The sequence below is a fragment of the Geodermatophilus sp. SYSU D01106 genome (genome assembly GCF_054049995.1).
This window is the reverse complement of the sequence record NZ_JBJGYM010000008.1, coordinates 158,668-185,158: the sequence shown is the minus strand read 5'-3', so window position 1 is coordinate 185,158 and position 26,491 is coordinate 158,668. Positions and strand designations below refer to the sequence as shown.

At 76.2% G+C, this 26,491-nt stretch carries 26 protein-coding genes; 13 read left to right on the top strand and 13 right to left on the bottom strand.

Features of this window, described 5'->3' with window-relative positions:
- Positions 1-3: 3 nt before the first annotated feature.
- Positions 4-201: a DUF1918 domain-containing protein gene (locus tag ACI78R_RS11385; protein WP_073419784.1), complete on the bottom strand. Its 198-nt coding sequence runs from the start codon at positions 199-201 to the stop codon at positions 4-6.
- Positions 202-337: 136 nt separating this feature from the next.
- On the opposite strand from ACI78R_RS11385, the gene ACI78R_RS11380 reads away from it, so the two are divergent.
- The 3 genes from ACI78R_RS11380 (at position 338) to ACI78R_RS11370 (ending at position 2,725) form a co-directional block, all read left to right on the top strand.
- Positions 338-1,333: a serine hydrolase gene (locus ACI78R_RS11380; RefSeq protein WP_457040800.1), complete on the top strand. Its 996-nt coding sequence runs from the start codon at positions 338-340 to the stop codon at positions 1,331-1,333.
- A 64-nt stretch (positions 1,334-1,397) separates the two neighbouring features.
- Complete coding sequence (locus tag ACI78R_RS11375) at positions 1,398-1,874, top strand: hypothetical protein (protein ID WP_457040799.1); 477 nt, start codon at positions 1,398-1,400, stop codon at positions 1,872-1,874.
- Positions 1,875-1,915: 41 nt separating this feature from the next.
- A complete protein-coding gene (locus ACI78R_RS11370) occupies positions 1,916-2,725 on the top strand; it encodes a PadR family transcriptional regulator (RefSeq protein ID WP_457040798.1) in 810 nt (269 codons plus the stop codon).
- Positions 2,726-2,820: 95 nt separating this feature from the next.
- Here ACI78R_RS11370 and ACI78R_RS11365 read toward each other — a convergent pair whose 3' ends face one another.
- Positions 2,821-3,708, bottom strand: coding sequence for an alpha/beta fold hydrolase (locus ACI78R_RS11365; protein WP_457040797.1), 888 nt, complete (start codon positions 3,706-3,708; stop codon positions 2,821-2,823).
- 145 nt (positions 3,709-3,853) lie between these two features.
- On the opposite strand from ACI78R_RS11365, the gene ACI78R_RS11360 reads away from it, so the two are divergent.
- Entirely contained in the window at positions 3,854-4,036 is a 183-nt protein-coding gene (locus ACI78R_RS11360; RefSeq protein WP_073420650.1) for a hypothetical protein, read from the top strand.
- A gap of 214 nt (positions 4,037-4,250) precedes the next feature.
- Entirely contained in the window at positions 4,251-5,912 is a 1,662-nt protein-coding gene (locus ACI78R_RS11355; protein WP_457040796.1) for a CocE/NonD family hydrolase, read from the top strand.
- A gap of 130 nt (positions 5,913-6,042) precedes the next feature.
- Here ACI78R_RS11355 and ACI78R_RS11350 read toward each other — a convergent pair whose 3' ends face one another.
- The 5 genes from ACI78R_RS11350 to ACI78R_RS11330 are packed head-to-tail and all read right to left on the bottom strand — an operon-like array spanning position 6,043 to position 11,062.
- Positions 6,043-7,290, bottom strand: coding sequence for an ABC transporter substrate-binding protein (locus ACI78R_RS11350; RefSeq protein ID WP_457040795.1), 1,248 nt, complete (start codon positions 7,288-7,290; stop codon positions 6,043-6,045).
- On the bottom strand, positions 7,287-8,525 hold the full coding sequence (locus ACI78R_RS11345; RefSeq protein ID WP_073419778.1) for a branched-chain amino acid ABC transporter permease: 1,239 nt from the start codon (positions 8,523-8,525) through the stop codon (positions 7,287-7,289). Before ACI78R_RS11345 ends, ACI78R_RS11350 begins: the two co-directional genes overlap by 4 nt.
- Positions 8,518-9,408, bottom strand: coding sequence for a branched-chain amino acid ABC transporter permease (locus ACI78R_RS11340; protein ID WP_457040794.1), 891 nt, complete (start codon positions 9,406-9,408; stop codon positions 8,518-8,520). The genes ACI78R_RS11345 and ACI78R_RS11340 overlap by 8 nt, the downstream gene beginning before the upstream one ends.
- Entirely contained in the window at positions 9,405-10,277 is an 873-nt protein-coding gene (locus ACI78R_RS11335) for an ABC transporter ATP-binding protein (RefSeq protein WP_457040793.1), read from the bottom strand. The genes ACI78R_RS11340 and ACI78R_RS11335 overlap by 4 nt, the downstream gene beginning before the upstream one ends.
- Positions 10,274-11,062: an ABC transporter ATP-binding protein gene (locus tag ACI78R_RS11330; protein ID WP_457040792.1), complete on the bottom strand. Its 789-nt coding sequence runs from the start codon at positions 11,060-11,062 to the stop codon at positions 10,274-10,276. Before ACI78R_RS11330 ends, ACI78R_RS11335 begins: the two co-directional genes overlap by 4 nt.
- Before the next feature lie 308 nt (positions 11,063-11,370).
- On the opposite strand from ACI78R_RS11330, the gene ACI78R_RS11325 reads away from it, so the two are divergent.
- Both ACI78R_RS11325 and ACI78R_RS11320 read left to right on the top strand, forming a co-directional pair.
- Entirely contained in the window at positions 11,371-12,963 is a 1,593-nt protein-coding gene (locus ACI78R_RS11325) for an acyl-CoA synthetase (RefSeq protein ID WP_457040791.1), read from the top strand.
- A gap of 28 nt (positions 12,964-12,991) precedes the next feature.
- Positions 12,992-13,372 carry a hypothetical protein gene (locus ACI78R_RS11320; protein WP_457040790.1) on the top strand — a complete coding sequence of 127 codons (381 nt, stop codon included), beginning with the start codon at positions 12,992-12,994 and terminating at the stop codon, positions 13,370-13,372.
- A gap of 4 nt (positions 13,373-13,376) precedes the next feature.
- On the opposite strand, the gene ACI78R_RS11315 is transcribed toward ACI78R_RS11320, so the two are convergent.
- Positions 13,377-13,586 (bottom strand): dodecin, encoded by a 210-nt coding sequence (locus tag ACI78R_RS11315; RefSeq protein WP_073420648.1) that lies wholly within the window; start codon positions 13,584-13,586, stop codon positions 13,377-13,379.
- Positions 13,587-13,793: 207 nt separating this feature from the next.
- On the opposite strand from ACI78R_RS11315, the gene ACI78R_RS11310 reads away from it, so the two are divergent.
- From ACI78R_RS11310 to ACI78R_RS11290, 5 genes are all read left to right on the top strand, one after another.
- On the top strand, positions 13,794-14,306 hold the full coding sequence (locus tag ACI78R_RS11310) for an RNA polymerase sigma factor (RefSeq protein WP_217651188.1): 513 nt from the start codon (positions 13,794-13,796) through the stop codon (positions 14,304-14,306).
- On the top strand, positions 14,290-15,426 hold the full coding sequence (locus ACI78R_RS11305) for a hypothetical protein (RefSeq protein WP_457040789.1): 1,137 nt from the start codon (positions 14,290-14,292) through the stop codon (positions 15,424-15,426). The genes ACI78R_RS11310 and ACI78R_RS11305 overlap by 17 nt, the downstream gene beginning before the upstream one ends.
- Positions 15,427-15,494: 68 nt before the next feature.
- Positions 15,495-16,391, top strand: a complete 897-nt coding sequence (locus ACI78R_RS11300) for an ABC transporter ATP-binding protein (RefSeq protein WP_457040788.1) — start codon at positions 15,495-15,497, stop codon at positions 16,389-16,391.
- Positions 16,388-17,233 carry an ABC transporter permease gene (locus ACI78R_RS11295; RefSeq protein ID WP_073419772.1) on the top strand — a complete coding sequence of 282 codons (846 nt, stop codon included), beginning with the start codon at positions 16,388-16,390 and terminating at the stop codon, positions 17,231-17,233. The genes ACI78R_RS11300 and ACI78R_RS11295 overlap by 4 nt, the downstream gene beginning before the upstream one ends.
- A gap of 61 nt (positions 17,234-17,294) precedes the next feature.
- Positions 17,295-18,608 (top strand): alpha-amylase family glycosyl hydrolase, encoded by a 1,314-nt coding sequence (locus ACI78R_RS11290; protein ID WP_457040787.1) that lies wholly within the window; start codon positions 17,295-17,297, stop codon positions 18,606-18,608.
- Here ACI78R_RS11290 and cydC read toward each other — a convergent pair.
- The 5 genes from cydC to ACI78R_RS11265 form a co-directional block, all read right to left on the bottom strand.
- Entirely contained in the window at positions 18,598-20,229 is a 1,632-nt protein-coding gene (cydC, locus tag ACI78R_RS11285; RefSeq protein ID WP_457040786.1) for a thiol reductant ABC exporter subunit CydC, read from the bottom strand. The two genes, ACI78R_RS11290 and cydC, sit on opposite strands and share 11 nt — an antisense overlap.
- Positions 20,226-21,887 carry a thiol reductant ABC exporter subunit CydD gene (cydD, locus tag ACI78R_RS11280; protein ID WP_457040785.1) on the bottom strand — a complete coding sequence of 554 codons (1,662 nt, stop codon included), beginning with the start codon at positions 21,885-21,887 and terminating at the stop codon, positions 20,226-20,228. The genes cydC and cydD overlap by 4 nt, the downstream gene beginning before the upstream one ends.
- A 10-nt stretch (positions 21,888-21,897) precedes the next feature.
- Entirely contained in the window at positions 21,898-22,932 is a 1,035-nt protein-coding gene (cydB, locus tag ACI78R_RS11275; RefSeq protein WP_073419769.1) for a cytochrome d ubiquinol oxidase subunit II, read from the bottom strand.
- A gap of 2 nt (positions 22,933-22,934) precedes the next feature.
- Positions 22,935-24,359, bottom strand: coding sequence for a cytochrome ubiquinol oxidase subunit I (locus ACI78R_RS11270; protein ID WP_457040784.1), 1,425 nt, complete (start codon positions 24,357-24,359; stop codon positions 22,935-22,937).
- Between the two features lie 136 nt (positions 24,360-24,495).
- Positions 24,496-24,864, bottom strand: coding sequence for a DUF2784 domain-containing protein (locus tag ACI78R_RS11265; RefSeq protein ID WP_073419767.1), 369 nt, complete (start codon positions 24,862-24,864; stop codon positions 24,496-24,498).
- A 184-nt stretch (positions 24,865-25,048) separates the two neighbouring features.
- Here ACI78R_RS11265 and ACI78R_RS11260 point away from each other — a divergent pair, with 184 nt between their 5' ends.
- The gene (locus ACI78R_RS11260) at positions 25,049-26,488 is read left to right on the top strand and encodes a hypothetical protein (protein ID WP_457040783.1); all 1,440 of its coding nucleotides are present in this window, start codon (positions 25,049-25,051) and stop codon (positions 26,486-26,488) included.
- Positions 26,489-26,491 lie beyond the last annotated feature (3 nt).

Here is a 26,491-nt window from a genome sequence, read left to right as displayed (position 1 = left end):
CGCTCAGCCGGCCGCCGGCTCGGGCAGCACCGTGCAGGTGCCGGCCGGGACGAACACGGCGGTGTGCCCGTCGGCGTCCCAGCGGACGACGTAGGGCGGCCCGCCGCGCTCCCCGCGGACCTCGAGCACGGTGCCGGTGCGCTCCGGCTCTCCCTGGTGGGTGGACCGGACGCAGATCCGGTCCCCGACGCGTGCCTCCACGGCGACCTCCAGCGGTGCGGACCAGCCGTGCCCCGAGCGTGCTCCCGCCACCGCGGACGGGCAAGGCCCGCCGCCGCGACCCGTCCGGCAACACGGCGTTCACGCAACTGCCAGGAACGCGGCGCAGGCTGCGGCCGTGAGCGCCGTCCGCCGCCCCGGGCCGGGCGCCCGCGCGCGCCGGCCGGCAGCACCGCCGGTGGCCCTGCTGGTCGCGCTGCCGGTCGTCGTGGCGCTGCTCGGCGGCAGCGCGGCGACCCGCGTGGACACCGCGTCGTCCTCCCCCGCCGGGACCACGACGGCGACGAGCAACTCGACGAGTGGCACGACGACCAGCGGTACGGCGACCACCGCGACGACGGCACCCGACCCGGCCGGGCCGCCGACGCGGGCCGCCGTCCAGGACCGGGTGGTGCCCGTGGACACCGGCGCCGTGCTCGCGGCGGTCGACGCGGCGGCCGCGGGGGCGCGCGGCTCGGTGGCCCTGGCCGTCGTCGGCCCGGGCGGCGAGGACGTCGTCGCCGGGCCCGCGGCCGGTGAGGCCGTGCCCACCGCCTCGCTGGTCAAGCTGCTCGTCGTCGGCCGGCTGCTGCAGCTCGGCGCCGAGGGCGCGGTGACGCTGACCGGCACCGACCTCGGCCGCATGGAGCGGGCGGTCGTGCGCTCCGACGACACCGCGATGAGCCTGCTGTGGGACCGCTTCGGCGGCGCCGCGCTCGTGACCGACGCCGCCGCGGCGGCCGGCCTGTCCGCCACCGCTCCCCCGGCCGAGGCGGGGCAGTGGGGCGAGGCGACCACCAGCGCGGCCGACGTCGCCCGGCTGCTGGCCGGCCTCGAGACCACCTTCGGTGCGGGGCCGGCGCAGACGCTGCTCGGCTGGATGCGGGCCACCTCGGCGACCGCGGCCGACGGCTTCTCCCAGGCCTTCGGGCTGCTCGCCGGGACCTCCGGGGTGGCGGCCAAGCAGGGGTGGATGTGCTGCGTCCGCGGCACCCGCCAGCTGCACTCGGCCGGCGTGCTCGCCGACGGCACCGTCGTCGTGCTGCTCGGCGACTTCCCGGCCTCGACGTCGTGGGGCCGCGCCCGCACCGCCCTAGACACCGCCGCCGCGGCGGTGCTCGCCGCGCTCGCCTGACCGGCAGGCGGCTCCCCGCCGGCACCCAGGTCGTCCCCAGCGACGACGGCGAGGGTGCGGGGGCATGGACGCGGACCGGCCCGCCTGGCTCTTCGACCCCTCCGCCACGCGCACCCTCGTGCTCACCCGGCGCCCGCCCGGCGGCCGCGCCGTCGACGACGTGGTGTCCGACCTCGTGTGGACCGAGGTGGTGCGCCTGCTCCGCTGGGCCACCGCCGGGTCGACCGGGCCGGCGCACCTGCGCACCGGTGCCCTGTGGCGGCTGGCGGCCGAGGGCGCGGCGCTGCTGCGCCGGATGCCGGTGCTGTGCGCGGAGACCGGGCAGCCCTGGTCGGTGCTGCCGCCCGCCCCGCCGGCCCCGGGCACCCCACCGGCGCGGCAGGTCGAGGTGGTCGCCGGCCGCCTGGCCCGGCTGCTCGCCGCCTCCGGCCCGACCCTGGTGACGCTGCCCGCGCTGGCCGCGGAGGTGGACGCGCTGGGCGAGGCGGCCGTGCAGGCGATCGCGGCGTCCTCCTTCACCACTGGCCGTGCTGGCATGTAGCGATGTATCGTTACCGTCATCCGATACGTCAGGAGGACGCCATGAACTCGCACCCCTTCGAGCCACCCGAGGGCTCCGCTCCCTGGCCCGGCCGGCACCCCGGCTGGGGCGGTCGCCGGCGCGGCCGTGAGGACTGGGCCGCCCGGTGGGGCGGCATGCCGGCCGGCGGCCCGTTCGGCGGCCCGTTCGGCTTCGGCCCCGGCGGGCCGGGCCGGGGCGGTGACCCCGAGGCCGGCCCCGGCCCCCACCACGGGCACGGCCGCGGACACCGCGGCGGCCCCGGCTTCGGCTTCGGCGGTCCCGAGGGCCCCGGCTTCGGGCCGGGCTTTGGTCCCGGCTTCGGGCCCGGCGGTCGCGGCCGCCGGGGACGCGCCCCGCGCGGCGACGTCCGCGCCGCCGTGCTCATCCTGCTCGCCGAGCAGCCGATGCACGGCTACCAGCTGATGCAGGCCATCGGCGAGCGCAGCGGCGGGCGCTGGACCCCCAGCCCCGGCGCGATCTACCCGACGCTCGCCCAGCTGGAGGACGAGGGCCTGGTCACCGTGACCGCCGACGCCGGCCGCAAGCTCGCCACCCTCACCGACACCGGCCGCGCGGCGGTCGAGCAGCTGCGCGGCACCGGCGCCGACCCGTTCGCCGGTGTCCAGGCCGCCGCCCCCGGCACCGACCTGCGCGGGCTGCTCGAGCAGGTGCACGGCGCGGTCCGCCAGGTCACCCGCACCGGCAGCGAGGCCCAGCTCGCCGCCGCGGCCGACGTCCTGGCCCAGGCCCGCCGCGCGCTGTACCTGCTGCTCGCCGAGGGGCCGGAGACCGCGGGCGACGACGGCGACCCGCAGGCGCCCGACGCCTGACCCGTCCGGTCCCCGCCGCCCCGGGCGCGCCGTGTGCACGCACCGCGCCCGGGGCGGCCCTCCCGCCGCGCCGTGTGCACACGGCGCGGCCGGAATCACGCGGCGCCGTCGAGGACCTCCCGCAGCCGGGCCGCGAAGGCCTCCGGCTCGCCGGTCTGGCCGTACTCGCCGCCGAGGAACCCCGCGTGGCCGCCGGGGAAGACGACCGGCTCGGTGCCCAGCCGCGCGGCCATGCCCTCGCCGCCCCGGTGCGCGAGCTCCCCGGCCGACTCCTCCCCCACCGCCAGCACGATCCGCACGGTCGCCGCGCGCAGCGCCTCGACGTCGTGCTCGTGGTGGGTGCAGGTGAGGAGGTTCTGGCCGAGCATGACGTCGTCGCGCGCGCCGTCGTCGCCGGCCGGCAGGCCGAACGCGGCCGGGTCGGGCACCGGCCCGAGGTCGGCCGGCACCGGGCCGCGGTGCGAGACCAGCCGGATGAAGCCCGCCATCCCGGCGCCGAACCCGTCGCGGGCGTAGGCGTCGGCCACCGCGTGGGTGGCCGCCGAGGCCTCCGCGCGGTCGGGCAGCACCGGGATCGACGGCGGCTCGTGCGCCACCAGCGTGCGCACCAGCTCCGGGTGGTGGACGACGAGCTCGAGGGCGTTGACGGCGCCTCCGCTGCTGGCGAAGACGTCGACCGGGCCGCCGCCGGCCGCCTCGATGACGGCGGCGAGGTCGCCGGCGTGCTCCCGCGGCGTGCTGGTCGTCGCGCCGTCGGTGCGGCGGCTGCGCTCGGAGCCGCGCGGGTCGTAGGTGACGACGGTGCGGTCGGGGAAGGAGCCGGACAGCGTGCCGAAGCCGGCGGCCGCCATCGGCGAGCCGACGAGCAGCAGCGGCGGCGCGGGCGGGCTGCCGGGGGCGGCGGGGCGCACGTCCCAGGCGAGCTCGGCGCCGGGGACGGTCAGGGTCGCGCTGCGGATCTCGCGGGCCGGGGTGGTGGTCACGGGGGCCTCCGGGTGCCGGGACGTGGGGTGGTGCAAGAGAGACGCCCGGCGCGGCCGCATCTCATCGGTCCCGCGCTTCATCGGTCCCGCGCGTCATCGGTCCGTGCGGACCTGCCGCGCCGCGGCCGCCGTGCCACGCTCCGGCATGGCCTTCGACCTCCACCGCGCCGACGGCGAGGTGCTCCGCTTCGACGACGCCGCCCGCTTCAGCTTCACCGCCACCGGCCACCTCGTCGTCTACGACTCGCACGGCAACAAGACGCTGTTCAGCCACCACAGCTGGAACTGGCTGGAGGAGCCGGTCGCGCCGCCCCGCCCCCGCGGCTGAGGCGCCGGCGCACATCGTCGGACCCGGGTGACCCGTCCCGGCGCCCGGACCGGGCCACCGGCGTCCACCGGTCGCCGGTGATGTGCGGTTGCGGCGCATCCGCCCGCCGGAACGCGCCGCGACCGCACATCACCTGGCCCAGGACCGGGACGCGGCCCGGCGCGGGGTCCGGCAGAGTGGCCCGCGTCGGGTCGGCGACCGGGAGGACGGCGGGATGAGCGCAGCGGCACGCCTGGGCGGGCTCCTCGCGGACGCGGCCCTGGGGCTGCCGCTGCGGGCCACCCGCTACACCGTCGAGCGCGGCGTCGCCGTTCCCGTGCCCGACGGCGTCACGTTGCTCGGCGACCACTACCGCCCCGCCGCGGCGTCCGGCCCGCTGCCCGTCGTGCTCATCCGGCTGCCCTACGGCCGCGCCGGGCTGCTGGCGCACGCCCTGGCCGCGCCCTTCGCCCGGCGCGGGTTCCAGGTCTTCGTGCAGTCGACCCGCGGCACCTTCGGCTCGGGCGGGCACTTCCGGCCGTTCACCACCGAGCGCGAGGACGGCCTGGCCACCCTGGCGTGGCTACGCGCGCAGGACTGGTGCGACGGCCGGGTGGCCATGACCGGCGCCAGCTACTTCGGCCACACCCAGTGGGCGGTGGCCCCCTACGCCGACCCGCCGCTGGTCGCGGTCTCCCCGCACGTGACCGCCGCGCGGATCACCACCGCCTTCTACGACCACGGGGCGCCCGGCCTGGAGAACGCGCTGCGCTGGTCGGTGGCCATCGGGCGGCAGGAGGCCGGCGGGCTGCCCGCCCCGCTGAACCCGGGCCTGCGGGCCCGGGTGGACCGGGCGCTGCGGCTGCTGCCGCTGCAGGCCGCCGACACCGCCGTCGTCGGCGCGCCCGTGCCGTTCTGGCGCGACTTCACCGGCCACGCCGCCCCCGGCGACCCGTTCTGGGCCGTCGCCGACCACGACGGCGCCGACCTCTCCCGCATGCCGCCGGCCAACATGGTCACCGGCTGGTGGGACCTGTTCGCCGCCGCCCAGCTCACCGACGTCACCCGCCTGCAGGCCGCGGGCGTCCCGGTCCGGGTCACCGTCGGGCCCTGGCTGCACGGCGACCCGGCGGAGCTGCGGGAGGCGGTGCGCACCGACGTCGCATGGCTGCGCCACCACCTGCAGGGCGCCCCGGCGCCCTCGGGCGCGCCGGTGCGGCTGTACCTGCAGCAGGCCGGCACCTGGCTGGAGACGACGTCGTGGCCGCCGCCGGGCACCCGCGCCGAGGTGCTGCACCTGCGCGCCGACGGGACCCTCACCGGCGACGCGGGGACGCCGGGCGAGGCGCCGCGCACCTTCACCCACGACCCCGCCGACCCGACGCCGACCGTCGGCGGCCCGCTGCTGGAGCGGCCCGGCAAGCAGGCCGACAACCGCGCCGTCGAGGCCCGCGACGACGTGCTCGTGTGGACCGGGCCGGTGCTGGAACGCGACCTCGACGTCGTCGGGCACGTCCGCGCGCGGGTCTCGGTGCGCCCGGAGCTGGCGCACGCCGACCTGTTCGTGCGGCTGTGCGACGTCGACCCGGCCGGGGTGTCGCGCAACGTCGTCGACGGCATCCGGCGGCTGGACCCGCGCTCGGTGCCGGCCGCCGACGTCACCGTGGGCGCCGACGGGGCGCTCGCCGTCGACGTGGAGCTCTTCCCCACCGCCTACCGGTTCCGCGCGGGGCACCGGCTGCGGGTGCAGGTGGCCGGCGGCGCGTTCCCGCGGTTCGCCCGCAACCTCGGCACCGGCGACCCGTTCGCGGTGCCGGCGTCGGGCCGCCCGTGCCGGTTCGAGGTCCTCGGCGACGCCGCGCACCCCTCGCGGATCGAGCTGCCCGTCCTGGGCTGAGCGGCCCCGGACACGCCACCGGCGCCCCCTCCCGTGTCGGGAGGGGGCGCCAGGTGACGTGCTGGAACGGCCCCCGTGCAGGGGCCCGGCCCGAGCGTCAGCGAGGGCCGGGGGGCACGGGGGTCCTTCCTCAGCCCGCGAGCTCGCCGGCCAGCTCGCCCTCGAACGCGTCCTGCACGACCTCGGCGCCGCCGGGGACGTCGGCCGGCCGCAGGATGAAGCTCTGCGTGCTCGGCGAGACGCCGGTCTCGAAGGCGTCGATCGGCACCAGCAGGCCGCTGGTGTCGACGTCGCTCAGCTCGCCGAACGCGGCGGTGACGCCCTCGCGGGTGAGGTCGCCGCTCTCGCAGGCCGCGGTGAGCACCTGGTTCATCACGTCGCCCATCGCGTACCCGAAGACCGCGCCGAGGCTCGGCGTCGTGTTCGGGTAGGCCGCCTGGTACTGCTCGAGCAGCTCGGGCTGGGCGTCCCACGCGGTGATCGGCGAGGCCACGTACAGGTGGTCCTTGAGCCACTGCGCCGACGGGCCCTGCAGCAGGCCCGGCGCGAACACCGGGTTGCTGCCGAGGATCGGCACGTCGAGCCCGGCCGCCTGCGCCACCGCAGCCGCCGAGGCGGTCTGCGCCGGCGCGACGGTCAGCACGATCGCGTTGACGCCCTCGGAGGCGAACTGCGTGATCTGCGCCGACATGTCCTGGTCGGAGGACTTGATCTGCGCCTCGACCACCTCCAGGCCGCGGGCCTCGGCCACCGCGCGGGTGCCGGCGAGGCCGTTCTCGCCGTACTCGCCCTCGAAGTAGATGTGGCCGACCTTGTCGCCGTCGGCCAGCAGGCCCTGGTCGAACAGGTACTGGTAGCCGTTGGCCAGCTCGACGTCGTAGGTGGCGCCGAGGACGCCGGTGCCCGGGATCTCGGTGAGGGTCCGCGCCCACGCCGACGGGAAGTTGACCATCGAGTCGGCCTCGTACTCCGGCGCCAGCGCGGTGTTGATCGGCGAGCCGATCGTCTGCTGCATGGCCAGGACGTTGTCCTTCATGCCGCTGTAGAGCTGCACGCCCTGCTGCGGCACGTAGCCGGTGTCCTGGACGTCGAGCTCGACGTCGTAGGTGTCGCAGACCTGGTTGTCCTGCCAGTACAGCGTGTTGCCGTTGGTGATGTCGGTGCCGAGCGCGGCGAACACACCGGTCAGGTCGGTGAGGACGCCGAGGCGGATGGTGGTGCCCTCGACGCCGACGTCGGTGGTCACCTCGCTGGCCTCACCGCCGCCACCGCCGCCGCCCCCGCCGCTGTCCGGCGCCTTGGTGCTGCAGCCGGTGACGGCGACGACCGCCGCCGCCGTCAGGACGGTGGCCCCCCGCAGACGCGTACCTGCTCTCATCTGGTGCTGCTCCCTTGCGCTGGTGGATCGGACGGGTCGGTGTCGGTGGGACGGTCGGCCGCCGAGGCCGGGGAGGCGCTCGGGGATCCGCGGCCGGGGGCTCGCCCTCGGCGGCGGAAGCGGTTGGCGAAGCCGGCGAGGCCGCCGGGCTCGAAGAGGACGACGAGGATGACCGCGGCGCCGAACAGGTAGCGGGCGGCGATGCCCGCGGCGATGCCGCCCTCGCCCGGGGAGCTGACCAGCGGCAGCACGTCGGCGAACTGCTGGAACACCAGCGGCAGGGCGGTGACGAACGCCGCGCCGAGGGCCGCACCGGCCACCGAGCCGAGCCCGCCCAGCACGATCATCGCCAGGTACAGGATCGACACGGTCAGGCCGAAGGACTCCGGCGCGATGCTGCCGATGCTCAGCGCGTACATCACCCCGGACAGCCCGGCGTACATCGAGCTGACCAGGAACACCCGGGCCTTGTAGGCCTGGACGTTGACGCCCATGACCGACGCCGCGACCTCGCTGTCGCGCAGCGTCTGCAGCGCCCGGCCGGGCCGGCTGCGCAGCAGGTTGCGGGCGAAGACGTAAGCGGCGAGCGCGAGGACCAGGCCGAGGTACCAGAGGCGCTCGGCCTCGCGGAACGGCACGCCCAGGACGAACAGCTGCGGGTCGTCGTTGCCGAAGCTGAACCCGAACAGCGAGAACTCCGGCACCGAGCGGCCGTTGAACCCGCCGGTCACCGGCGTCCAGGTGTTGAGCACGTGGACGCCGATGAAGACCAGGCCGAGCGAGGCGACGCCGAGGTAGATGCCGCGCAGCCGGGCCGCGATCGGGCTGAACAGCAGCCCCGCGAGGCCGGCGAGCAGCACGCCGACGACCATCCCGACGATCGGCGGCAACCCGAGCCCGCGCAGCACCGCCCGGGTGCCCAGGCCGCCGGACTCCCCGGAGATGAACGTGTAGCTGACCGCGCCGACCGCCAGGAAGAACGCGTGCGCCAGCGACAGCTGGCCGGTCGTGCCCACCAGCAGGTTCAGCCCGATCGCGCCCACGATCGCCCCGGCGACGGCGAAGCCGGTGCGCAGCCAGAACTCCTCCACGTACAGCGGGAGGACCAGCAGGAGGGCGAGCAGCGCGAGCAGCAGCAGCGGCTTGAGGAACCGCATCGGCGAGCGGGCCGCGCGGGCCGGCGCCGCCGCGCCGGTGCGGGTGGCCCCGGCCGGGGCGGAGAGGGTGTCAGACACGTGTCAGCTCCTTGGTCCCGAACAGGCCGGAGGGGCGGACCAGCAGCACGATGATCATCACGACGTAGGGGGCGACCTCGCCGAAGCCGCGGCCGAGGAAGGACAGCTGCTCCTGGTAGCCCGCCGCCATCGCCTCGGTGATCCCGATGAGCAGCCCGCCGACCAGCGCGCCGCCGGTGGAGTCCAGGCCGCCGAGGATCGCCGCGGGGAAGGCGCGCAGCGCCACCGTGTAGGCCGCGGCGCTCACGCCGGGCGTCGGGGCACCGACGAGGAACAGGGCCGCCACCGCGGCGAGCACGCCGGCGACGATCCAGGCCAGCGCCGAGACCCGGCCCTGGCGGATGCCCATGAGCGCGGCCGCCTCGCCGTCCTCGGCCGAGGCGCGCATCGCCACGCCCCAGCTGGAGTACTTGAAGGCGACGAAGAAGGCGACGATGAGGATGCCGGCCACGCCCATGGCGATGAGCCGGTTCTCGCTGATGCCGACGCCGCCGATGCGCACGGAGTCCCCGCCCCACGGGTGGGGCACGTTGAGGATGTCCGGGCCGATCTGCCGGATGAGCTCGGTGAGCAGGATGATGTCGACGCCGATGGTGACGATGGCGAGGCTGATCACCGGGGCGCCGCGCAGCCGGTTGATGATCAGCCGTTCCACCAGGAACGCCGCGAACGCGGTGATCAGCACGCCGACGAGCACGGCGGCCAGGAAGCCGAGGGGCTCCGACAGCCGGGCGATCGAGTAGGCGCCGAGCAGCAGCAGCGACCCGTGGGTGAAGCTGACGACCTCGCTGGCCTTGAAGATGATCACGAAGCCGAGCGCGATGAGCGCGTAGATGGCGCCCAGCGAGATGCCGTTGAGCAGCAGGGACAGGAACTGGGTCACGCCGGGCTCCCCGTGGCGTCGGTGGTGTGGGCGGCGGCCGCCTCGGCCGGGTCGGTCTCGGTGCCGGAGCCCAGGTAGGCGCGGATGACCTCGGGGTCGGACTGGACCTGCGCGGGGGTGCCGTCGGCGATGCGCCGGCCGAAGTCGAGGACGGTCACCCGGTCGGCCAGCGACATGACCATCCCCATGTCGTGCTCGACGAGGATCACCGAGATGCCCAGCGCCGCCCGGATCTCGCGGATCGCCCCGGCCATCCGCTCGGTCTCCTGGGCGTTCATGCCGGCCACCGGCTCGTCGAGCAGCAGCAGCCGCGGCTCGATGCACAGCGCGCGGGCCACCTCGACCCGCTTCTGGTCGCCGTAGGAGAGCACGCCGACGGGGGTGTGCAGCTTGTCGCCGAGGTCGAGGAACTCGGCGATCTCCCGGATCCGCTCGCCGTGCTTCCTCCCTTCCCGGGTGGCGCGCGGGAGCCGCAGCCCGGAGGAGAGGAACCCCGCCTTCGTCAGGTGGTGGCGGCCGAGCATGAGGTTCTCGGCGACGGTCTGCGCGCCCGACAGCGCGATGTTCTGGAAGGCGCGGGCCACGCCGACGCCGGCGATCTGGAACGGCCGCATGGAGCTCAGCACCGCGTCGCCGAAGCGCACCTCGCCGGAGGTGGCCCGGTAGACGCCGGACAGGACGTTGAACAGCGTCGACTTGCCGGCGCCGTTGGGGCCGATGACGGCGTGGATGGAGCCGGGGGCGACGGTGAAGGAGACGTCGTTCAGCGCCTTGATCGCGCCGAAGGCGACGCTGACGCCGTCGACCTCGACCGGCGGGACGTCGTCGCGGGTGGTGTCCCGGGTGCTCCCGGGCGCTGCGGCGCTCACGCCGTCCACCGCGAGAGGGTGCGGCGCGCGGCGGTGTCCTCCCGGCGGACCGGGGCGTCGCCGGTGTGGCCGAGGTAGAGGCGCTGCACCTCGTCGGTGGCGGCGAGCTCGCGGGCGTCGCCGGACAGCGAGACCCGGCCGACGTCGAGGACGTAGGCGCGGTCGGCGACGCCGAGGGCCATGGTGGCGTTCTGCTCGACCAGCAGCACCGCCGTCCCCTGGCGGTTGATCTCGGCGATGACCTCGCCGATCTGGCCGATGACGCGCGGCGCGAGGCCGAGCGAGGGCTCGTCGAGCAGCAGCAGGCGGGGGCTGGCCATCAGCGCGCGGCCGATGGCGAGCATCTGCTGCTCGCCGCCGGACAGCAGGCCGGCCCGCTGCCCGGCGCGCTCACGCAGCACCGGGAACAGGTCGTGCACGCGGGCGACGGCCTTCGCCTTGGCGGCGCGGTCGCGGTTGCCCATGCCGCCGGCGCGCAGGTTCTCCTCGACGGTGAGCCGGCCGAAGATGCGCCGTCCCTCGGGCACCTGCACCACGCCGCGGCGCACGATCTGGCCGGCGTCGCGCCGGGTGAGGTCGGTGTCCTCGAAGCGCACCGTGCCGGCGTCGACCCGGCCGCGGTGCAGCCGCAGCGTGCCGGAGATGGTCCGCAGCAGCGTGCTCTTGCCGGCGCCGTTGCTGCCGAGCACCGCGACGACGGAGCGGTCGGGCACCTCCATCGAGACGCCGCGGACGGCCTCGACGGCACCGCCGTAGGTCACGCGCAGCGAGTCGACGGTCAGCACGGCGCCTCCGCGGGCGGCTGTCCCGGACGTGAGATGGGCCACATGGCGCGGAACGATAGGGCGCAGGTCAAGGCAGGTCGGGCAGGAACGACAGGACTGTGACCTGTCGGTGATACGGCTCCGACCAGTTCCTCTGGGGATCGCGCCGGAGTGTGCCGTGGCACCACATCCGGGGCCGGTGATGCGGCGGCCGGCGACATTGCCCGGAGTCCGCGCCCGTGTCAGGGCCGTCGGCTCCCTCGACGCCGGGTGTCCGCTGCTGCTACACCCGGCGCGTCCCGGGACCGACGGCGGCGGAGGAGCCCCCAGTGTTCGACGAGCAGCTCACCGCGACCACCACGAGGGCGCGCCGGCACGGCCTCGCCGACCTGCTGCGCCGCTCCGCCGCCCGCGCACCGGGCCGCACGGCGCTGCGCTTCCGCGACCGCTCCCACACCTACGCCGAGCTCGACACCGTCGTCGACCGGACCGCGAACGCGCTCGCCGCCCGCGGGGTGGCGAGGGGCGACCGGGTGGCGCTGCTGTCGCACAACGACGACGGCTACGTGGTGCTCACCTTCGCCCTCGCCCGCCTCGGCGCGATCGCCGTCCCGGTCAACTTCATGCTCCAGGCCGGCGAGGTCGCCTACATCCTCGAGCACTCCGGGGCCACCGGCGTCGTCGCCGAGGCCGCCCTGCTCCCGGTGGCGCAGGAGGCGCTGGCCCTGTCCGGCCGCGACGGCGACGTCGTGCTGCGCGGCGTGCTCGGCGGCGAGGGCAGCGCGCCCGAGGGGTGGGAGCCCTACGAGGCGTGGACCGCGCACGGGGACGCCACCCCCGTCGACGTCCCCGTCGCCGACGACGACGTGCTGCAGCTGATGTACACCAGCGGCACCGAGTCGCGGCCCAAGGGCGTGATGATGACCAGCCGCAGCCTGGTCACCCAGTACGTCAGCTGCATCGTCGACGGCCGCTACTCCCCCGACGACGTCGCCCTGCACGCGCTGCCGCTGTTCCACGTCGCCGCCCAGCACGTGTTCCTCATGCCGGCGCTCTACCTCGGCGGCACCAACGTCGTCCTCGACGCGCCCGACCCCGCCCGCGTGCTGGAGACCATCGAGCGGGAGCGGATCACCAGCCTGTTCTGCCCGCCGACGGTGTGGATCGGCCTGCTGCGGCACCCCGACTTCGACCGGCGCGACCTGTCGTCGCTGGCCAAGGGCTACTACGGCGCCTCGATCATGCCGGTGGCCACCGTGGAGGAGCTGTCCCGCCGGCTGCCGGGGATGGCGCTGTTCAACTTCTACGGGCAGACCGAGATGTCGGCGCTGGCGCTCGTCCTGTCCCCGGAGGACCAGCTGCGCAAGCCGGGCTCCGCCGGCACCGCCTGCCTCAACGGCGAGACCCGCCTGGTCGACGACCTCGGGCAGCCGGTCGGGCCCGGCGTCGAGGGCGAGATCGTGCACCGCAGCCCGCACGCCACGGCCGGCTACTGGAACGACCCGGAGAAGACCGCCGAGGCGTTCCGCGACGGCTGGTTCCACAGCGGCGACCTCGGCGTCATGGACGCCGACGGCTACATCACCGTCGTCGACCGCAAGAAGGACGTCATCAAGACCGGCGGGGAGAACGTGGCCAGCCGCGAGGTCGAGGAGGTGCTCTACCAGCACCCGGCCGTCGCCGAGGTCGCCGTCTTCGGCATCCCGCACCCGCGCTGGATCGAGGCGGTCACCGCCGTCGTCGTCCCCCGGGACGGGCAGCCGGTCGACCCCGGCGAGCTCGTCGCCTTCTGCCGGGAGCGGCTGGCCGGGTTCAAGACGCCGCGGCACGTGGCGCTCGCCGACGCGCTGCCGAAGAACGCCAGCGGCAAGATCCTCAAGCGCGAGCTGCGCACCACCTACGCCGGGCTCGCGGACGGGTGATGTCGGTGGCGCCGGGGAGGATGCCGGCGTGCCGACGTTCTTCCTCCCCCGCGCCACCGACGACGACCAGGCCGAGCGGCTCTACGAGGCCCTCGCGGAGTTCGCCGGGGTCGAGCCCGCCCCGCCGGCCGAGCGGGTCCGCTCGGTCACCTGGACCCACGAGGGCGCGCGCTGGGTGGCCGAGGTCGGCGCGGAGCTGCGCGGGGAGCGGACGACGTCGTTCCTCCGCCGGGGGGAGCTCGTCGAGCACACCGAGACGCTGACCGACCCGGCCCGCGTGCTGGCCGTCTACCCGGGCACGCCGCACACCGTCGTCACCGACGCGCAGCCCATCACCGGCACCGCCTCGCAGTGGCCCAACCCGATCCCGGTCCGGCCCGACGCGGTGGTGCCGTTCGACCCCCGCTGAGCGGTCAGTCCTCCACGCGGAAGCCGATCTTCATCGCGACCTGGAAGTACGCGACCTCGCCGTCGACGACCTGGCCCCGCACCTGGGTGACCTCGAACCACTCGACGTTGCGCACCGTCTGCGCAGCCTTGGCGATGCCGGTGCGGATGGCGTCGTCGACGCCGGCGGGGCTGCTGCCGACGATCTCGCTGAGCCGGTAGACGTGGTTGCTCACGGCGACCTCCTGGACCCGGGCCCGGCGGGCGCCGGGACGCCCGCCCATCCTGTCGCCTCGTGCTCCCGTCCGGGCGGCGTGTCACATCCGCGGCGCCGGCGGTGCTGTAGGGATGTGGACGTCGTGAGGCAGGCACCGGCCGCCGCCCTCCGGACCGCGTCGGTACGGGGCGCCGTGCGGGAGCGAGGCAGGCGGGGGGACGCAGCCGTGGCAGGAGCGCCGGGCGCCGTCCGGGCCGACCTGGAGCAGGTCTTCCGCACCGGCTACCCGGCGGTCGTCTCGGTCGCGGCCCGGGTGCTCGGCTCGCGGGACGAGGCGGAGGACGTCGCCCAGGAGGTGTTCCTGTCCTTCGCCCGCTCGGCGGTGCCCGCCGCCGAGGCGCCCGGCTGGCTCGCCGTCGCCGCCGCCCACACCGCCCTCAACCACCTCCGCTCGGGCCGCCGCCGCGCCGCCCGGGAGGAGGCGGCCGCCGACGGTCCCCTGTCCGCCCCCGACGTCGCCGACACCGTCGTCTCACGCGAGGAGTCCGGCCGCGTCCGCGCCGCCCTCGCCCGGCTGCCGCGCAAGCAGGCCGTGGCCCTGGTGCTGCGGCACAGCGGCCTGAGCTACGCCGACGTCGCCGCCGCCCTCGGCCTGTCCCCCGGCAGCGTCGGCACCACCGTCCGACGCGCCGAGTCCGCCCTTCGCGAGGAGTTGACCTCTCATGCGCCTGTTCGCTGACCGCCACCCGACCGACGGCACGCTGCGCCGCCTCGTCGACGAGCCGGCCGGCGTGGCCGACGCCGACCGCGCGCACGTCGCCGGCTGCGACGTGTGCCTGGCCGGCCTCGCCCGGGCCCGCGCCGACGCCGACGCCGTCGGGGCCGCGCTGTCCCCTGCCGCGCTGTCCCCCGCCGCCCTGTCCCCCGCCGCCGGGGCCGCCGGCACCGACGCCGCCTGGCACCGGCTGTCGGCCGCCGTCGCCGCGCAGGCCCGCCCGACCCCCGCGTCGGCCCCCGCGCCGGCCCGGGCGAGCCGCTGGCGCGGCGCGTTGCGCAGCCCCGTCGTCGCCGCCATGGGCGTGGTCGTCGTCCTCGGCGGCGCCGGTGCCGCGGCCGCCGCCGACTGGCTGCAGGTGTTCCGCACCGAGGAGGTGGCCGCCGTCCCGGTGAGCACCACCGACCTGGTCGGCCTGCCCGACCTCACCGCCTACGGCGACGTGACGTTCGTGTCCGAGCCCGACGTGCGCGAGGTGGCCGACGCCGCCGCCGCGGAGGACGCCACCGGCCTCGAGGCCCCGGAGGTCGCCGAGCTGCCCACCGGGGTCACCGGGGAGCCGGCCTGGACCGTCGGCGGCCGGGCGGTCGCGGAGTTCACCTTCTCCGCCGACCGGGCCGCGCAGGCCGCCGCGGCGGCCGGCGAGACGCTGCCGCCGCCCCCGGCCGGGCTCGACGGCGCCACCTTCCGGCTCGAGGCCGGCCCCGGCGTCGCCGCCGTGTGGTCGGAGGCCCGCGGGGTGCCGGCGCTGGTGGTCGGCCGGGTCACCGCGCCGGTCGCCTACTCGTCGGGCGTCCCGTTCGAGACCGCGCGGGACTACCTGCTCGGCCTGCCGGGCCTGCCCGACGAGCTCGCCGCCCAGCTGCGCACCTTCACCGGCGACGGCACCACGCTGCCCCTGCCGGTCCCGGCCGAGCTCGCCACCGTCTCCACCGCCGACGTCGACGGCACCGAAGCCACGGTGCTCGCCACCCGCGACGGCACCCTGCACGGCGTCGTCTGGGTCGAGGACGGCGTGGTCACCGGCGTGGCCGGGTCGCTGTCCGAGGACGAGGTCCTCGCCGTCGCCCGGGACCTCGGCTGACCGCCGGTCGCACCGCCGCCGCCGGGGACGCCGCAGCGCTGCTCGAGCAGCTGCCGCCGTCCCCGGCGGTGTGGTGCTCGGGGCTGCGCAAGCGGTACGGGAAACGCACCGCCGTCGACGGCGTCTCCTTCAGCGTCGGCCGCGGCGAGGTGGTCGGCCTGCTCGGCCCCAACGGCGCCGGCAAGACCAGCGTCATCAAGATGCTGCTCGGCCTGGTGCGGCCCGACGACGGCGAGGTGCTGCTGCTCGGGCGCCCCGGCCGCGACCCCCGCGCCCGCGAGCGGGTCGGGTACCTGCCCGAGCTCTTCCGCTACCAGCCGTGGCTGACCGCCGCCGAGGTGCTCACGCTGCACGTGCGCCTGTCCGGGGCGCGGGTGCCGGCCGCCGAGCAGGCCGACGTGCTGGCCCGGGTCGGGCTGGCCGCGCGCAGCGGAGACCGGGTGGGCGGGTTCTCCAAGGGCATGCAGCAGCGCCTCGGCCTGGCCGTCGCGCTGGTGGCCCGCCCGGAGCTGGTGGTCCTCGACGAGCCGACCAGCGCGCTGGACCCGCTGGGCCGGGTCGACGTCCGCGACGTGGTGCTCGACCTGCGCGAGCGCGGCGTGGCCGTGCTGCTCAACTCGCACCTGATCGGCGAGGTGGAGCGGGTCTGCGACCGGGTGGTCATCCTCGACCGCGGCCGGGTCGCCGCCTCCGGCACGCTCGCCGAGCTGCTCGGCCAGCGCGAGCTGCGGCTGCGGCTGGACGGGCTCACCCCCGCCGCGGAGGCGCGGATGGCGGCGGTCGGCGCGGTCACCCGCACCGGCCGCGAGGTCACCGTGGCGCTGCCGGCCGGCGAGGAGGACGCCGTCGTACCCGCGCTGGTGGCCGACCTGGTGGCCCTGGGCGTGCGGGTGCACGCCGTCGAGCCGGTGCGGATCAGCCTCGAGGAGCGGCTGCTCGGCATCCTGCGGGAGGAGCACGCATGAGCACGGCGCTCACCTTCGCGGGCCTCACCCTGCGCGAGGCCGCCCGCCGCAAGGTGCTGCGGGCCCTGGGCCTGCTCACCCTCGCGCTGCTGGGCCTGTCGGCGTGGGGCTTCGCCAAGCTCGCCACGGTCGACCCGGAGTTCGGCGCGCTCACCAGCGGCGAGGCCCGGCTGTTCGCCTCCCAGCTGCTCAACCTGGTGATGTTCGGCTACAGCCTCATCGCGGCGCTGGGCACCGCCTTCCTCGCCGGGCCGACGCTGTCCGGGGAGGTCGAGTCGGGACAGGCGCTGTCGATCCTGGCCCGGCCGGTGCGCCGCGCCACCGTGCTCGCCGGCAAGTGGCTCGGGCTGGTCGCCTTCGGCACCGGGTACGTGTTCGCCGCGGGGCTCGCGCAGTTCGCCGTCGTGTACTGGGCGGTGGGCTTCTGGCCGCCGGACCCGGTGGTCGGGCTGCTGCTGCTCGCCGCGCAGACGACGGTGCTCATGACGCTGGCGCTGCTGCTGGCCACCGCCGTCTCCCCGATGGCCTCGGGCATCGTCGCCGTCGGCCTGTTCGGCGCCACCTGGGTGGCCGGGGTCGTCGGCAGCGTCGGCGAGCTGATCGGCAACGACGGCGTGGCGCGGGTCGGCGAGGTCTCGCGGATGCTGCTGCCCACCGACGGGCTGTGGCGCGGGGCCATGCACGCCTTCCAGGACACGACGTCGCTGGCCGCGGCCGGCTTCGAGGGATCGCCGTTCCTGGCGATCGCCCCGCTGAGCGGCGGCTACCTGGTGTGGGTGGCCGTCTGGCTGGTGCTGATCGGCGGGCTGGCCGCGCTGTCCTTCGGCCGCCGCGACGTCTGAGGCGGCCGCCGGGGAGACTGTCCCGGCGGCCGGCCGGTCGCACGCGAGCGAGAGGGGACCCGTGCCGACCTGGGCGTCCGACGCGATCTGGTGGCAGGTGCACCCCCTGTCCTTCACCGGCGCCGAGCGGGAGGCCCTGCCGCCCGGGGAGGTCCGGCACCGGCTGCCGCACCTGCAGCGGTGGCTGGACCACCTGCTCGCCCTCGGCTGCAACGGCCTGGCCCTGGGGCCGATCGCGGCCAGCTCCACCCACGGCTACGACACCGTCGACCACTTCCGGGTCGACCCGCGCCTGGGCGACGACGCCGACGTCGACGCGCTGTTCGCCGCGGCCCGCGAGCGGGGCATCCGGGTGCTGCTCGACGGGGTGTTCAACCACGTCGGTCGCGAGCACCCCGCCTTCCGCGCCGTGGTCGAGCAGGGCCCGGGCGCCCCGACGGCGGAGCTGTTCCGGCTGTCCTGGCCGGAGGGCTGGACGCCGGGCACCGCGCCGCGCGCCGACGTCTTCGAGGGCCACGACATCCTCGTCGAGCTCGACCACTCCTCCCCCGCCGTCGCCGACCTGGTCACCCGGGTGATGACGCACTGGCTCGACCGCGGCGCCGACGGGTGGCGCCTGGACGCCGCCTACGCCGTGCCGCCGTCGTTCTGGGCGCGGGTGCTGCCCGCCGTGCGCGCCGCGCACCCCGGCGCCTACGTCGTCGGCGAGGTCATCCACGGCGACTACCCGCGGATCGTCGCCGAGGGCGGGCTGGACTCGGTCACCCAGTACGAGCTGTGGCAGGCGGTCTGGCACGGGCTCGCCGAGCGGAACCTGTTCGAGCTGGCCTGGTCGCTGCAGCGGCACGGGGAGTTCCTGTGCTCCTTCGTCCCGTGGACGTTCGTCGGCAACCACGACGTCACCCGCATCGCCAGCGCCGTCGGCGACCCGCGGCACCTGCCGCACGCGCTGGCGGTGCTGTTCACCGTGGGCGGCACCCCGGCGGTGTGGGCCGGCGACGACCACGCGTTCACCGGCGTCAAGGAGCACCGCGCCGGGGGCGACGACGCCGTCCGGCCGCCGTTCCCGGCCGACCCCACCGGGCTGTCCCCGCTCGGCGCCCCGACGTTCGCCGTGCACCAGGAACTCATCGGGCTGCGCCGCCGGCACCGCTGGCTGCACACCGCCGCGCCCGAGCAGGTGCACGTGGCCAACGAGCAGCTGGTCTACGCGGTCGCCGGCGACGGGCAGCGGCTGCTGGTGGCGCTCAACCTCGGCGACGCCGCGGCCCGCGTGCCCGCGCCCCGCGCGGGGACGGTCCTCGCCGGGGCCGCCACGGTCCGGCGCGACGCCGTCGAGCTGCCGCCGCACGGCTGGGCGGTGCTCACCGGCTGAGCGGCGCGGGCGCGCCGAGCCCGACGATCCGCCAGCGGTCGTCGAGGGTGGCCACGTCGTGCGTGACCAGCAGCACGGCCCGCGGGTCGCGGGCCAGCAGGCCGAGCACCCGCTCCGCGGTGGCCGGGTCGAGGTGCGCGGTGGGCTCGTCCAGCAGCAGCACGTCCGCCGGGCTCAGCAGCACGCGCGCCAGCGCCACCCGGGCCCGCTCCCCCGCCGACAGCCGCGACCCGCCCTCGCCCACCCAGCCGCCCAGGCCCGGCGACACCGCGAGCGCCCCCAGCCCGAGGTCGGCGAGGACGGCGAGCAGCTCGTCGTCGGTCGCGTCCTGCCGGCCGAGGCGCAGGTTGGCCGCCAGGGTGCTGCCGAGCACCTGCGGTTCCTGCGCGCTCCACAGCACCCGCGACCGGACGCCGTCGAGCGGGAGCCGGCGCAGGTCGGTGCCGCCGAGGGTGACCCGGCCGGCGTCGGGGTCGCGGACGCGGGCGGCCAGCGCGAGCACCGTGCTCTTGCCCGCCCCGCTCGGCCCGGTGAGCGCGACCTTCGCACCCGCGGGGAGGTCGAGGTCCAGCCCGGCGAGGACCGAGGCGGGCGCGCCCGGGTGGACCACGGTCACGCCCTCGAGGCGCAGGACGGAGCCGGCCGGCGGGGGCAGCGGGTCCAGCGGGTCGGCCACCGCCGGACGGCGGTTCCCCAGCTCGGCCACCCGCCGCGCGGCCGCCGTGATGCCGCCGGCCGCGCTCCAGGCGGCGCCCAGGCCGCCGACCGCCTCGAAGGCGCCGAGCACGCCGAGCGCGCAGGCGGCCAGGAGCGGCGCGCCGGTGTCCCCGCGGGCGACGTCCTGCCCGACGATCCACAGCGCCGCCACCAGACCGAGGCCGGGGACGCCCTCCCGGCACAGGGTGGTGACGGCGGCCAGCCGCGCGGCCGCCCGCTCGGCCTCCTCCTGCCGCTGCAGGTGCCCGTCGAGCGCGCGCAGGGCCGTGGCGCCGCCGTCGGCGGTGAGGTGGTCGGTCAGGCCCCGGACCAGGTCGAGGGTGTCGGCGGTGACGTCGGCGTCGGCCCGGGCGGCGGCGACCGCGGCGCGGCGCCCGGCCCGCGCGGCAGCCGCCGGGACGGCGGTGCCGAGGACGAGCAGCAGTCCCGCGAGGACGGCCGCGGTGGGCGGGGACACGAGCGCGGTGAGCGTGACGGCGGCGCCGCCGGCCAGCACGGCGACGCCGGCCGGCGCGACCAGCCGGACGACGACGCCCTGCAGCTCGTCGACGTCGGCGCGCACCCGGGCCAGCAGCTCCCCGCCGCGGACCCCGACGAGGGCCGCGGGCGCCAGCGGCACGAGGCGCTCGAGCACGCGCTCGCGCACCGCGGCGACCGCCCGCAGCGTGACGTCGTGGGTGACCAGCCGCTCGGCGTAGCGCAGCGCGGCCCGCGCGACGCCGAACAGCCGCACGCCGGTGATCAGCGGCATGAGCACCAGCAGGGTGCGGGGGCGCTGCGCCGCCCCGGTGATGAGCGCGCCGGAGGTGGCCAGCAGCGCCGCCCCGGCGAGGACGGTGAGCGCGCCGAGGACGACGGCCAGGCCGGCGCGGGGCCCGCGCACCAGCGCCAGGACCTCCCTCACCGGGGCACCGCCGGCTCCCGGAGCCGCCCGCCGTCGAGGCCGACGACGCGGTCGTGCAGGGCCAGCGGGGCGGCGCGGTGGGTGACGGTGACCAGGGTGCGGCCGCGCGCGAGCTCGTCGAGGGCGGCGAGCACCTGCTGCTCGGTGGCGGCGTCGAGCTGGCCGGTCGGCTCGTCGAGCACGAGCAGCGCGGCGTCGGCGACGAGGGCGCGGGCGATCGCCAGCCGGACCCGCTCGCCGCCGGACAGCCGCGCCCCGTCCTCCCCCAGCGGGGTGTCCGCGCCGCGGGGCAGCCCGCGCACGAGGGCGGTGAGCCCGGCCCGGTCGAGCGCCCGGGCGACGTCGGCGCCGGAGGCACCGGGGCGGCCGAGCCGCACGTTGTCGGCGACGGTGCCCGGCAGCAGCCACGGCCGCTCGGGGACGTACGCCACGCGGGCGCGCCAGGCCGCGGGGGCGAGCTCGGCGAGCGGGACGCCGTCGACCAGCACGGTGCCGGCGTCGGGCTGCGCGAGTCCGAGCAGCAGCCGCACCAGCGTGGTCTTGCCGGCGCCGCTGGGCCCGACGAGCGCGGTGCGGGAGCCCGGCGGCAGGTCCAGGTCGACGCCGTCGAGCGCGGTGCGGGTGCCGTACCGGACGGTGACACCGCGCAGCGCCAGCGCCGGGACGCCGGCGGGCGCGGGGCGGGTGCCGCGGGTGGGCGCCGGGCTGTCGAGCAGCGCGAACACGCGCTCGGCGGCCGGGCGGCCCTCCAGGCTCGCGTGCCGGTCGGCGCCCAGGGCCCGCAGCGGCGCGAAGAACTCGGGGGTCAGCAGCAGCACCAGCAGCGCCCGCTCGAGCTGCAGGTCGCCCTCGAACAGCCGCACGCCGACGGTGACGGCCACCAGCGCCGTGCACAGCACCGCGCCGAACTCGAGCACGAAGCCGGACAGGAAGGCGGTGCGCAGCAGCCGCATCGTGCCCGCGCGGTGCGCCTCGCTGACACCGGCGAGCCACCGGGTGCTGCCGCGCGCCCGGCCGTGCGCGACCAGCGTCGGCAGCACGCGCACGGTGTCGGCCAGCACCGCGCCGAGCCGGCCGAGGGTCTCCCACGACGAACGGGCGGCCCGCGCGGCGAAGGTGCCGGTGAGCCACAGGAAGAACACCAGCAGCGGGCCGGTGAGCAGCAGCAGGCCGCCGCTGGCCGGGTCGAGGACGAGGACGGTGACCGCGACCAGCGGCGGGACGACCGCCGCGGCCGCGGCGCCCGGCGCCAGCCGGCCGACGACGCCGTCGAGCTTCGCCACGCCCCCGGTGACGGTGGTGGCCAGCTCACCGGCGCGCTCGCCGGCGGCGTGCGCGGGGCCGAGGTCGAGCAGCCGGCGCAGCAGCGCGGCGCGCAGCTCCCGGCGCACGCGGGCCGAGGTGAGGGCGGCGGCGCGGTCGCGCAGGCCGAGCAGCGCGGCGCGCGCCAGCCAGGCGGCGAGCACGCCGGCCAGGGCGCCGGTCAGCTCCGCCGGGGCCGCGCGGCCGAGGGCCACCCGGGAGACGACGGCGGCCACGAGCGCCCACTGCACGACCAGCAGCGCCCAGGTCAGCACGCCCGCGGCCGCGCAGCCGGCCAGCAGCCGGCGGGGACCGGGCAGGGCGAGCAGCCGCCGCGTCGGGCTCGGGTCGCTCACGGGAGGCGCGTCAGTAGCCGTGGGTCAGGGCGCCCTCGTCGGGCCGCACCCGCTCCCGGAACACGTAGTAGTTCCAGATCTGGTAGCCGATGATCAGCGGCAGGAAGATCCCGCCCACCCAGGTCATCAGCACCAGCGTGTAGTGCTGGCTGGCCGACTCCCGCAGCGTGAGCCCGTAGGCGGGGTCGAGCGTGGAGGGCAGCACCTCGCCGCGGGTGAACAGGGCGAGGAACACCGTGACGGTGGCGAACAGGATGGTCAGCCCGCTCATCGTGAACGCCAGGGTGTCCCGGCGCCGCGACAGCGCCAGCCAGATGGTGGCCAGGGTGAGGAACGCCAGCACCGGGAACACCCACGGCACGACGCCGAAGCTCTCGAACAGGCCCTCGGTCACGTAGCCCATCACGACGAACGCCACGATCGCCACGGTGGCCAGCGCGCCCCAGCGCAGCGCCGCGGTGCGCGCCCTGTTGTAGAGCACGGTGTCGGTGTGCAGGCGCAGGAGCAGGAAGTTCGCGCCGTGCAGCATGAACAGCAGCAACGTCGTCACCCCGCCCACCAGCGAGAACGGGGTGAACATCGCGGCGAACCCGCCCTCGACGCGGGACTCGGCGTTCACCGGCAGGCCCTCGATGAGCTTCGCCATGATCACCCCCCACAGGAACGAGGGGACGACGCTGCCGCCGAAGGACATCCAGTCCCAGAACGCCCGCCAGCGCGCGCTGTCGACCTGGTTGCGGTACTCGAAGGAGACCCCGCGCAGCAGCAGCGCCAGCAGGATCAGCACGAAGAGCGGGTACATGCCGCTGAACACCGCGCCGTACCAGACGGGGAACGTCGAGAACATCAGCCCGGCGGCGGCGATGACCCACACCTCGTTGCCGTCCCAGAACGGGCCGATGGTGCCGGTGAGCGCGCGCTCCTCGGCCTCGGTGCGGGCCAGCGTCGGCCGCAGGATGTCGACGCCGAAGTCGAAGCCCTCGAGGAAGAAGTAGAGGGTGAACGTCAGCGCGATGAGCCAGAACCAGAGCGTGACGAGGTCCACCGTCAGTTCCGCCTCTCGTACCCCTGGAAGCCGGCGTCCTCGTAGTCCGGCGCGGGCGCGGCGACCAGCTGGGCCTCCGGCTTGCGGTGGATGCCGGCCCGGGCGGTCACGCTGAGCAGGTAGATGTCCAGGCCGATCAGCGCGAGGTACACCGCCCACAGCCCCACCAGGCCGGCGAGGACCTCCCCGGCGGTGTTGGCGCTGACGCCCTCGGTGACGGTGAGCTCGCCGTAGACCATGAACGGCTGGCGGCCCATCTCGGTGACCATCCAGCCGGTGAAGTTGGCGATCCACGGCAGCGGGATAAACCAGACCAGCGCGCGCAGGAACCAGCGGGTGGTGTCCAGGCCGCCCTTGCGCCGCCACCAGAGGAACAGGCCGAGGAACGCCGTCGCCAGCAGCAGCGAGCCGATGGCGACCATGATCCGGAAGGACCAGTACACCCAGGCCACCGGCGGGGTGTAGTCGTCCTCGCCGTAGGCGGCGTCGTACTGCTCCTCGATCTGGTTGATGCCGTCGTAGCGGCCCTCGAGGCTGTTGTAGGCGAGGATCGAGCCCACGTAGGGGATCTCGATGCTCCACCGGTTCTCCCGGGCGTCCTGGTCGATGAGCGCGACCAGCGACCACGGGGCGGGTGACTCCGAGGTCTCCCACTGCGCCTCCATCGCCGCGAACTTCATCGGCTGGTCCTCGCGGGCGACCTGGGCCTCGGTGTGCCCGCTGACCACGGAGAAGACGGTGCCGACGGCGGCGAAGACCAACCCGATGCGCAGCGACCGGGAGTAGACGTCGGTGTCCTGGCGGCGCAGCAGGTGGAAGGCGCTGATGCCGAGGACGAAGAACGCGGCGACCACCCAGGCGCTGCCCTGGACGTGGGCGAAGTACAGCCAGGCCTTGTAGTTGAAGACGACGGCGCCGAAGTCGGTGAGCCGCGCCTGGCCGTCGACCACCTCGTAGCCGACCGGGTGGTGCATCCAGGCGTTGGCCAGCACGATCCAGAACGCGCTGATCTGGGTGCCGATGGCGACCAGCCAGATGCTGGCCAGGCGCATCCACGGCTTGAGCCGGTCCTTCCCGAACCACCACAGCCCGATGAAGGTGCTCTCGAGGAAGAACGCCATCAGCACCTCGAGCGCCAGCGGGACGCCGAAGATGTTGCCGACGAAGTCGGAGTACTCGCTCCAGTTCATCCCGAACTGGAACTCCTGCACGATCCCGGTGACGACGCCGACGGCGAAGTTGATGAGGAACAGGTGGCCGAAGAAGCCGGTGGCCTTGCCGTACACCTCGCGCCGGTCCTTGCGGACGTAGGCGATCGTCTCCATGACCGCGATGAGGAAGGCCAGTCCCACGGTCAGCGAGACGAAGAAGAAGTGGAAGATGCTGGTCGAGGCGAACTGGAACCGGCTGAGGTCGACCACGTCCACGGGCGCACCACCTCGTCCGGAGGCCGGGCGCGGGGAGAGGCGCGGTGCTGCGCCGAGGTCGCCGGGCGTCCGGGGACGAGGGTTGCACGCAACCGGCTGGGGCGCAGCACGGACGCCCGTCCCGGCCGCGCCCCCGTCAGCGGGCGGCGCGCCGGTGCCGCCGCAGCGCCAGGACGTAGGAGGTGACCGCGATGCCCGTCGAGGTCAGCCAGGCCGCCGTCTCGAACCGCGCCGGGAACAGGACGCCGTGCAGGTGGTGGGCGATGAAGCTGCCCTCGTAGGGCACCCGCCCGCCGGCCTCGAGCAGCGCCTTCTCGAGGGTGGTGAGCGGGCACGTGAAACCGGCCAGGGTGATGACGGCGGCGTAGACGGTGGTCGCCATGCTGGGCCACAGCCAGGCCAGCCCGCGCAACGCCAGGAAGCCGCCGAAGACGACGTAGCCGAGGAACGCCAGGTGCACGACGGCGACCGCCGCCGCGGCCACCAGGGCCGGCCCGCTCCCCACGCGGGGAGGATAGGGGCGCGGGGACCCGCCGCGCCGGTCCGGCCGGACGCCGCAGGAGCGGGCGGGTGCCGGCCGGTGGTCCGCGGTTGTATGGGGCGTGGCCTCGCCCGCGGTCCCGGACCTCGCGCCCGCCTCGTCGCCCGGGAGTCCGGCGGGGCGGTTCCTCGTCCCGCTCTGCCTGGTCGTGGCCCTCGTGCGAGCGAGCTACGTGCTGCGGCCGCTGCGCAACGACGAGGGCGGCTACCTGCTGGTGGCGCGGCAGTGGCACACCGGCGGCGAGTTCCTCTACGGCGACTACTTCGTCGACCGCCCGCCGCTGCTCATGGCCCTCTTCCGGATCGCGTCGCTGACCGGGTGGGACCAGGCCATCCGGGCCCTCGCCGTCCCCTTCGTCCTCGTGTTCGTCCTCGCCGGCTGGCGGGCCGGCGTGCTGCTGGCAGGGCCGGCCGGCGGCCGGTGGGCCGCCGTCGTGGCCGCCGCGATCACGTGCTCGCCGGCGCTGGCCGCGGAGCAGGCGGACGGCGAGCTGTTCGGGGCCGTCCTGGTCATGGCGGCGCTCGCGCTCACGCTGACCGCGTGGCACACCGCCTCTCCCGGGCGCCGGGTCGGCTGGGCCGTCGCCGCCGGCGCGGTCGCCGCCGCCGCGCCGCTGGTGAAGCAGAGCCTGGTGGAGGGTCTGCTGCTGCTCGCCGGCCTGGTCCTCCTGGGGTGGTGGGGAGGCGACGCGGACCGCCGCCGCGCCCTCCATCTGGCAGGAGGCGGCCTCCTGGGCGCGCTGCTGCCCACCGCGCTGCTCGGGCTGTGGCTGGTGGCCGCCCGGATCGACCCGGCCGACGCCTGGTACGACCTCGTCGGCTCCCGCGGCGTCGCGTTCGACGTCCTCTGGTCGACCAGTCCCGGCGACTCGGTCCGCCGGGCGGGGCAGCTGCTGGTGCTGGGCACGGTGACCGGCCTCCTGCCGGTCCTGGTCACCTGGCTCGTCACCGGCCGCCGCGCGCCGCGGACGGAGCCGGCCGGCGTGCGGCTGATCACCCCGCTCCTGGTGTACGGCGTCGTCGGCATCGCGTCGGGTGGCGCCTACTGGCCCCCCTACCTGCTGCAGCTCGCGCCGGCCGCCGTCCTCGCCGCCGGCGTGCTGGCGCCGTCGATCGCCCGCTCCGGCGCCTGGATGCGCGGCTGCTGCCGGCTGGCCGTGGCCGCCGCACTCGTGGGCACCCTGGCCTCCACCCTGGTCCACGCCACGGCCCCGTCGGCGTGGGCCGGCCAGCGGACCGGCGAGTGGCTGGCCGACTCGAAGGCGGCGGGCGACACCGGATTCGTGGCCTACGGCCTCCCCTCCGTGCTGGAGGCCGCGGACCTGCCGTCGCCCTATCCGCACCTGTGGAGCGCGGCGATGCGCACCCTCGACCCCGACCAGGCCCGGCTGCGGGCCACCCTGGCAGGACCGGAGGCGCCGGCGTGGATCGTCCAGGTCAACGGCCTGGACGCGTGGGGCATCGACGAGGGGTCCCGGCTGCGGGACCTGCTGCGCGAGCGCTACCGGGTCGTGGCCGAGGTCTGCGGCCACCCGGTGTGGCTGCGCGCGGACCTCACCCGCGAGCTCGCCCCGGCCCCGCGGTGCTGAGCT

Excerpts from the sequence above, each read along its gene's own strand:
- ACI78R_RS11370 (WP_457040798.1), top strand. The coding sequence starts at position 1,916 with ATGAACTCGCACCCCTTCGAGCCACCCGAGGGCTCCGCTCCCTGGCCC.
- ACI78R_RS11295 (WP_073419772.1), top strand. The coding sequence starts at position 16,388 with ATGAGCACGGCGCTCACCTTCGCGGGCCTCACCCTGCGCGAGGCCGCC.
- ACI78R_RS11305 (WP_457040789.1), top strand. The coding sequence starts at position 14,290 with ATGCGCCTGTTCGCTGACCGCCACCCGACCGACGGCACGCTGCGCCGC.
- ACI78R_RS11350 (WP_457040795.1), bottom strand. The coding sequence starts at position 7,290 with ATGAGAGCAGGTACGCGTCTGCGGGGGGCCACCGTCCTGACGGCGGCG.
- ACI78R_RS11355 (WP_457040796.1), top strand. The coding sequence starts at position 4,251 with ATGAGCGCAGCGGCACGCCTGGGCGGGCTCCTCGCGGACGCGGCCCTG.
- ACI78R_RS11375 (WP_457040799.1), top strand. The coding sequence starts at position 1,398 with ATGGACGCGGACCGGCCCGCCTGGCTCTTCGACCCCTCCGCCACGCGC.
- ACI78R_RS11360 (WP_073420650.1), top strand. The coding sequence starts at position 3,854 with ATGGCCTTCGACCTCCACCGCGCCGACGGCGAGGTGCTCCGCTTCGAC.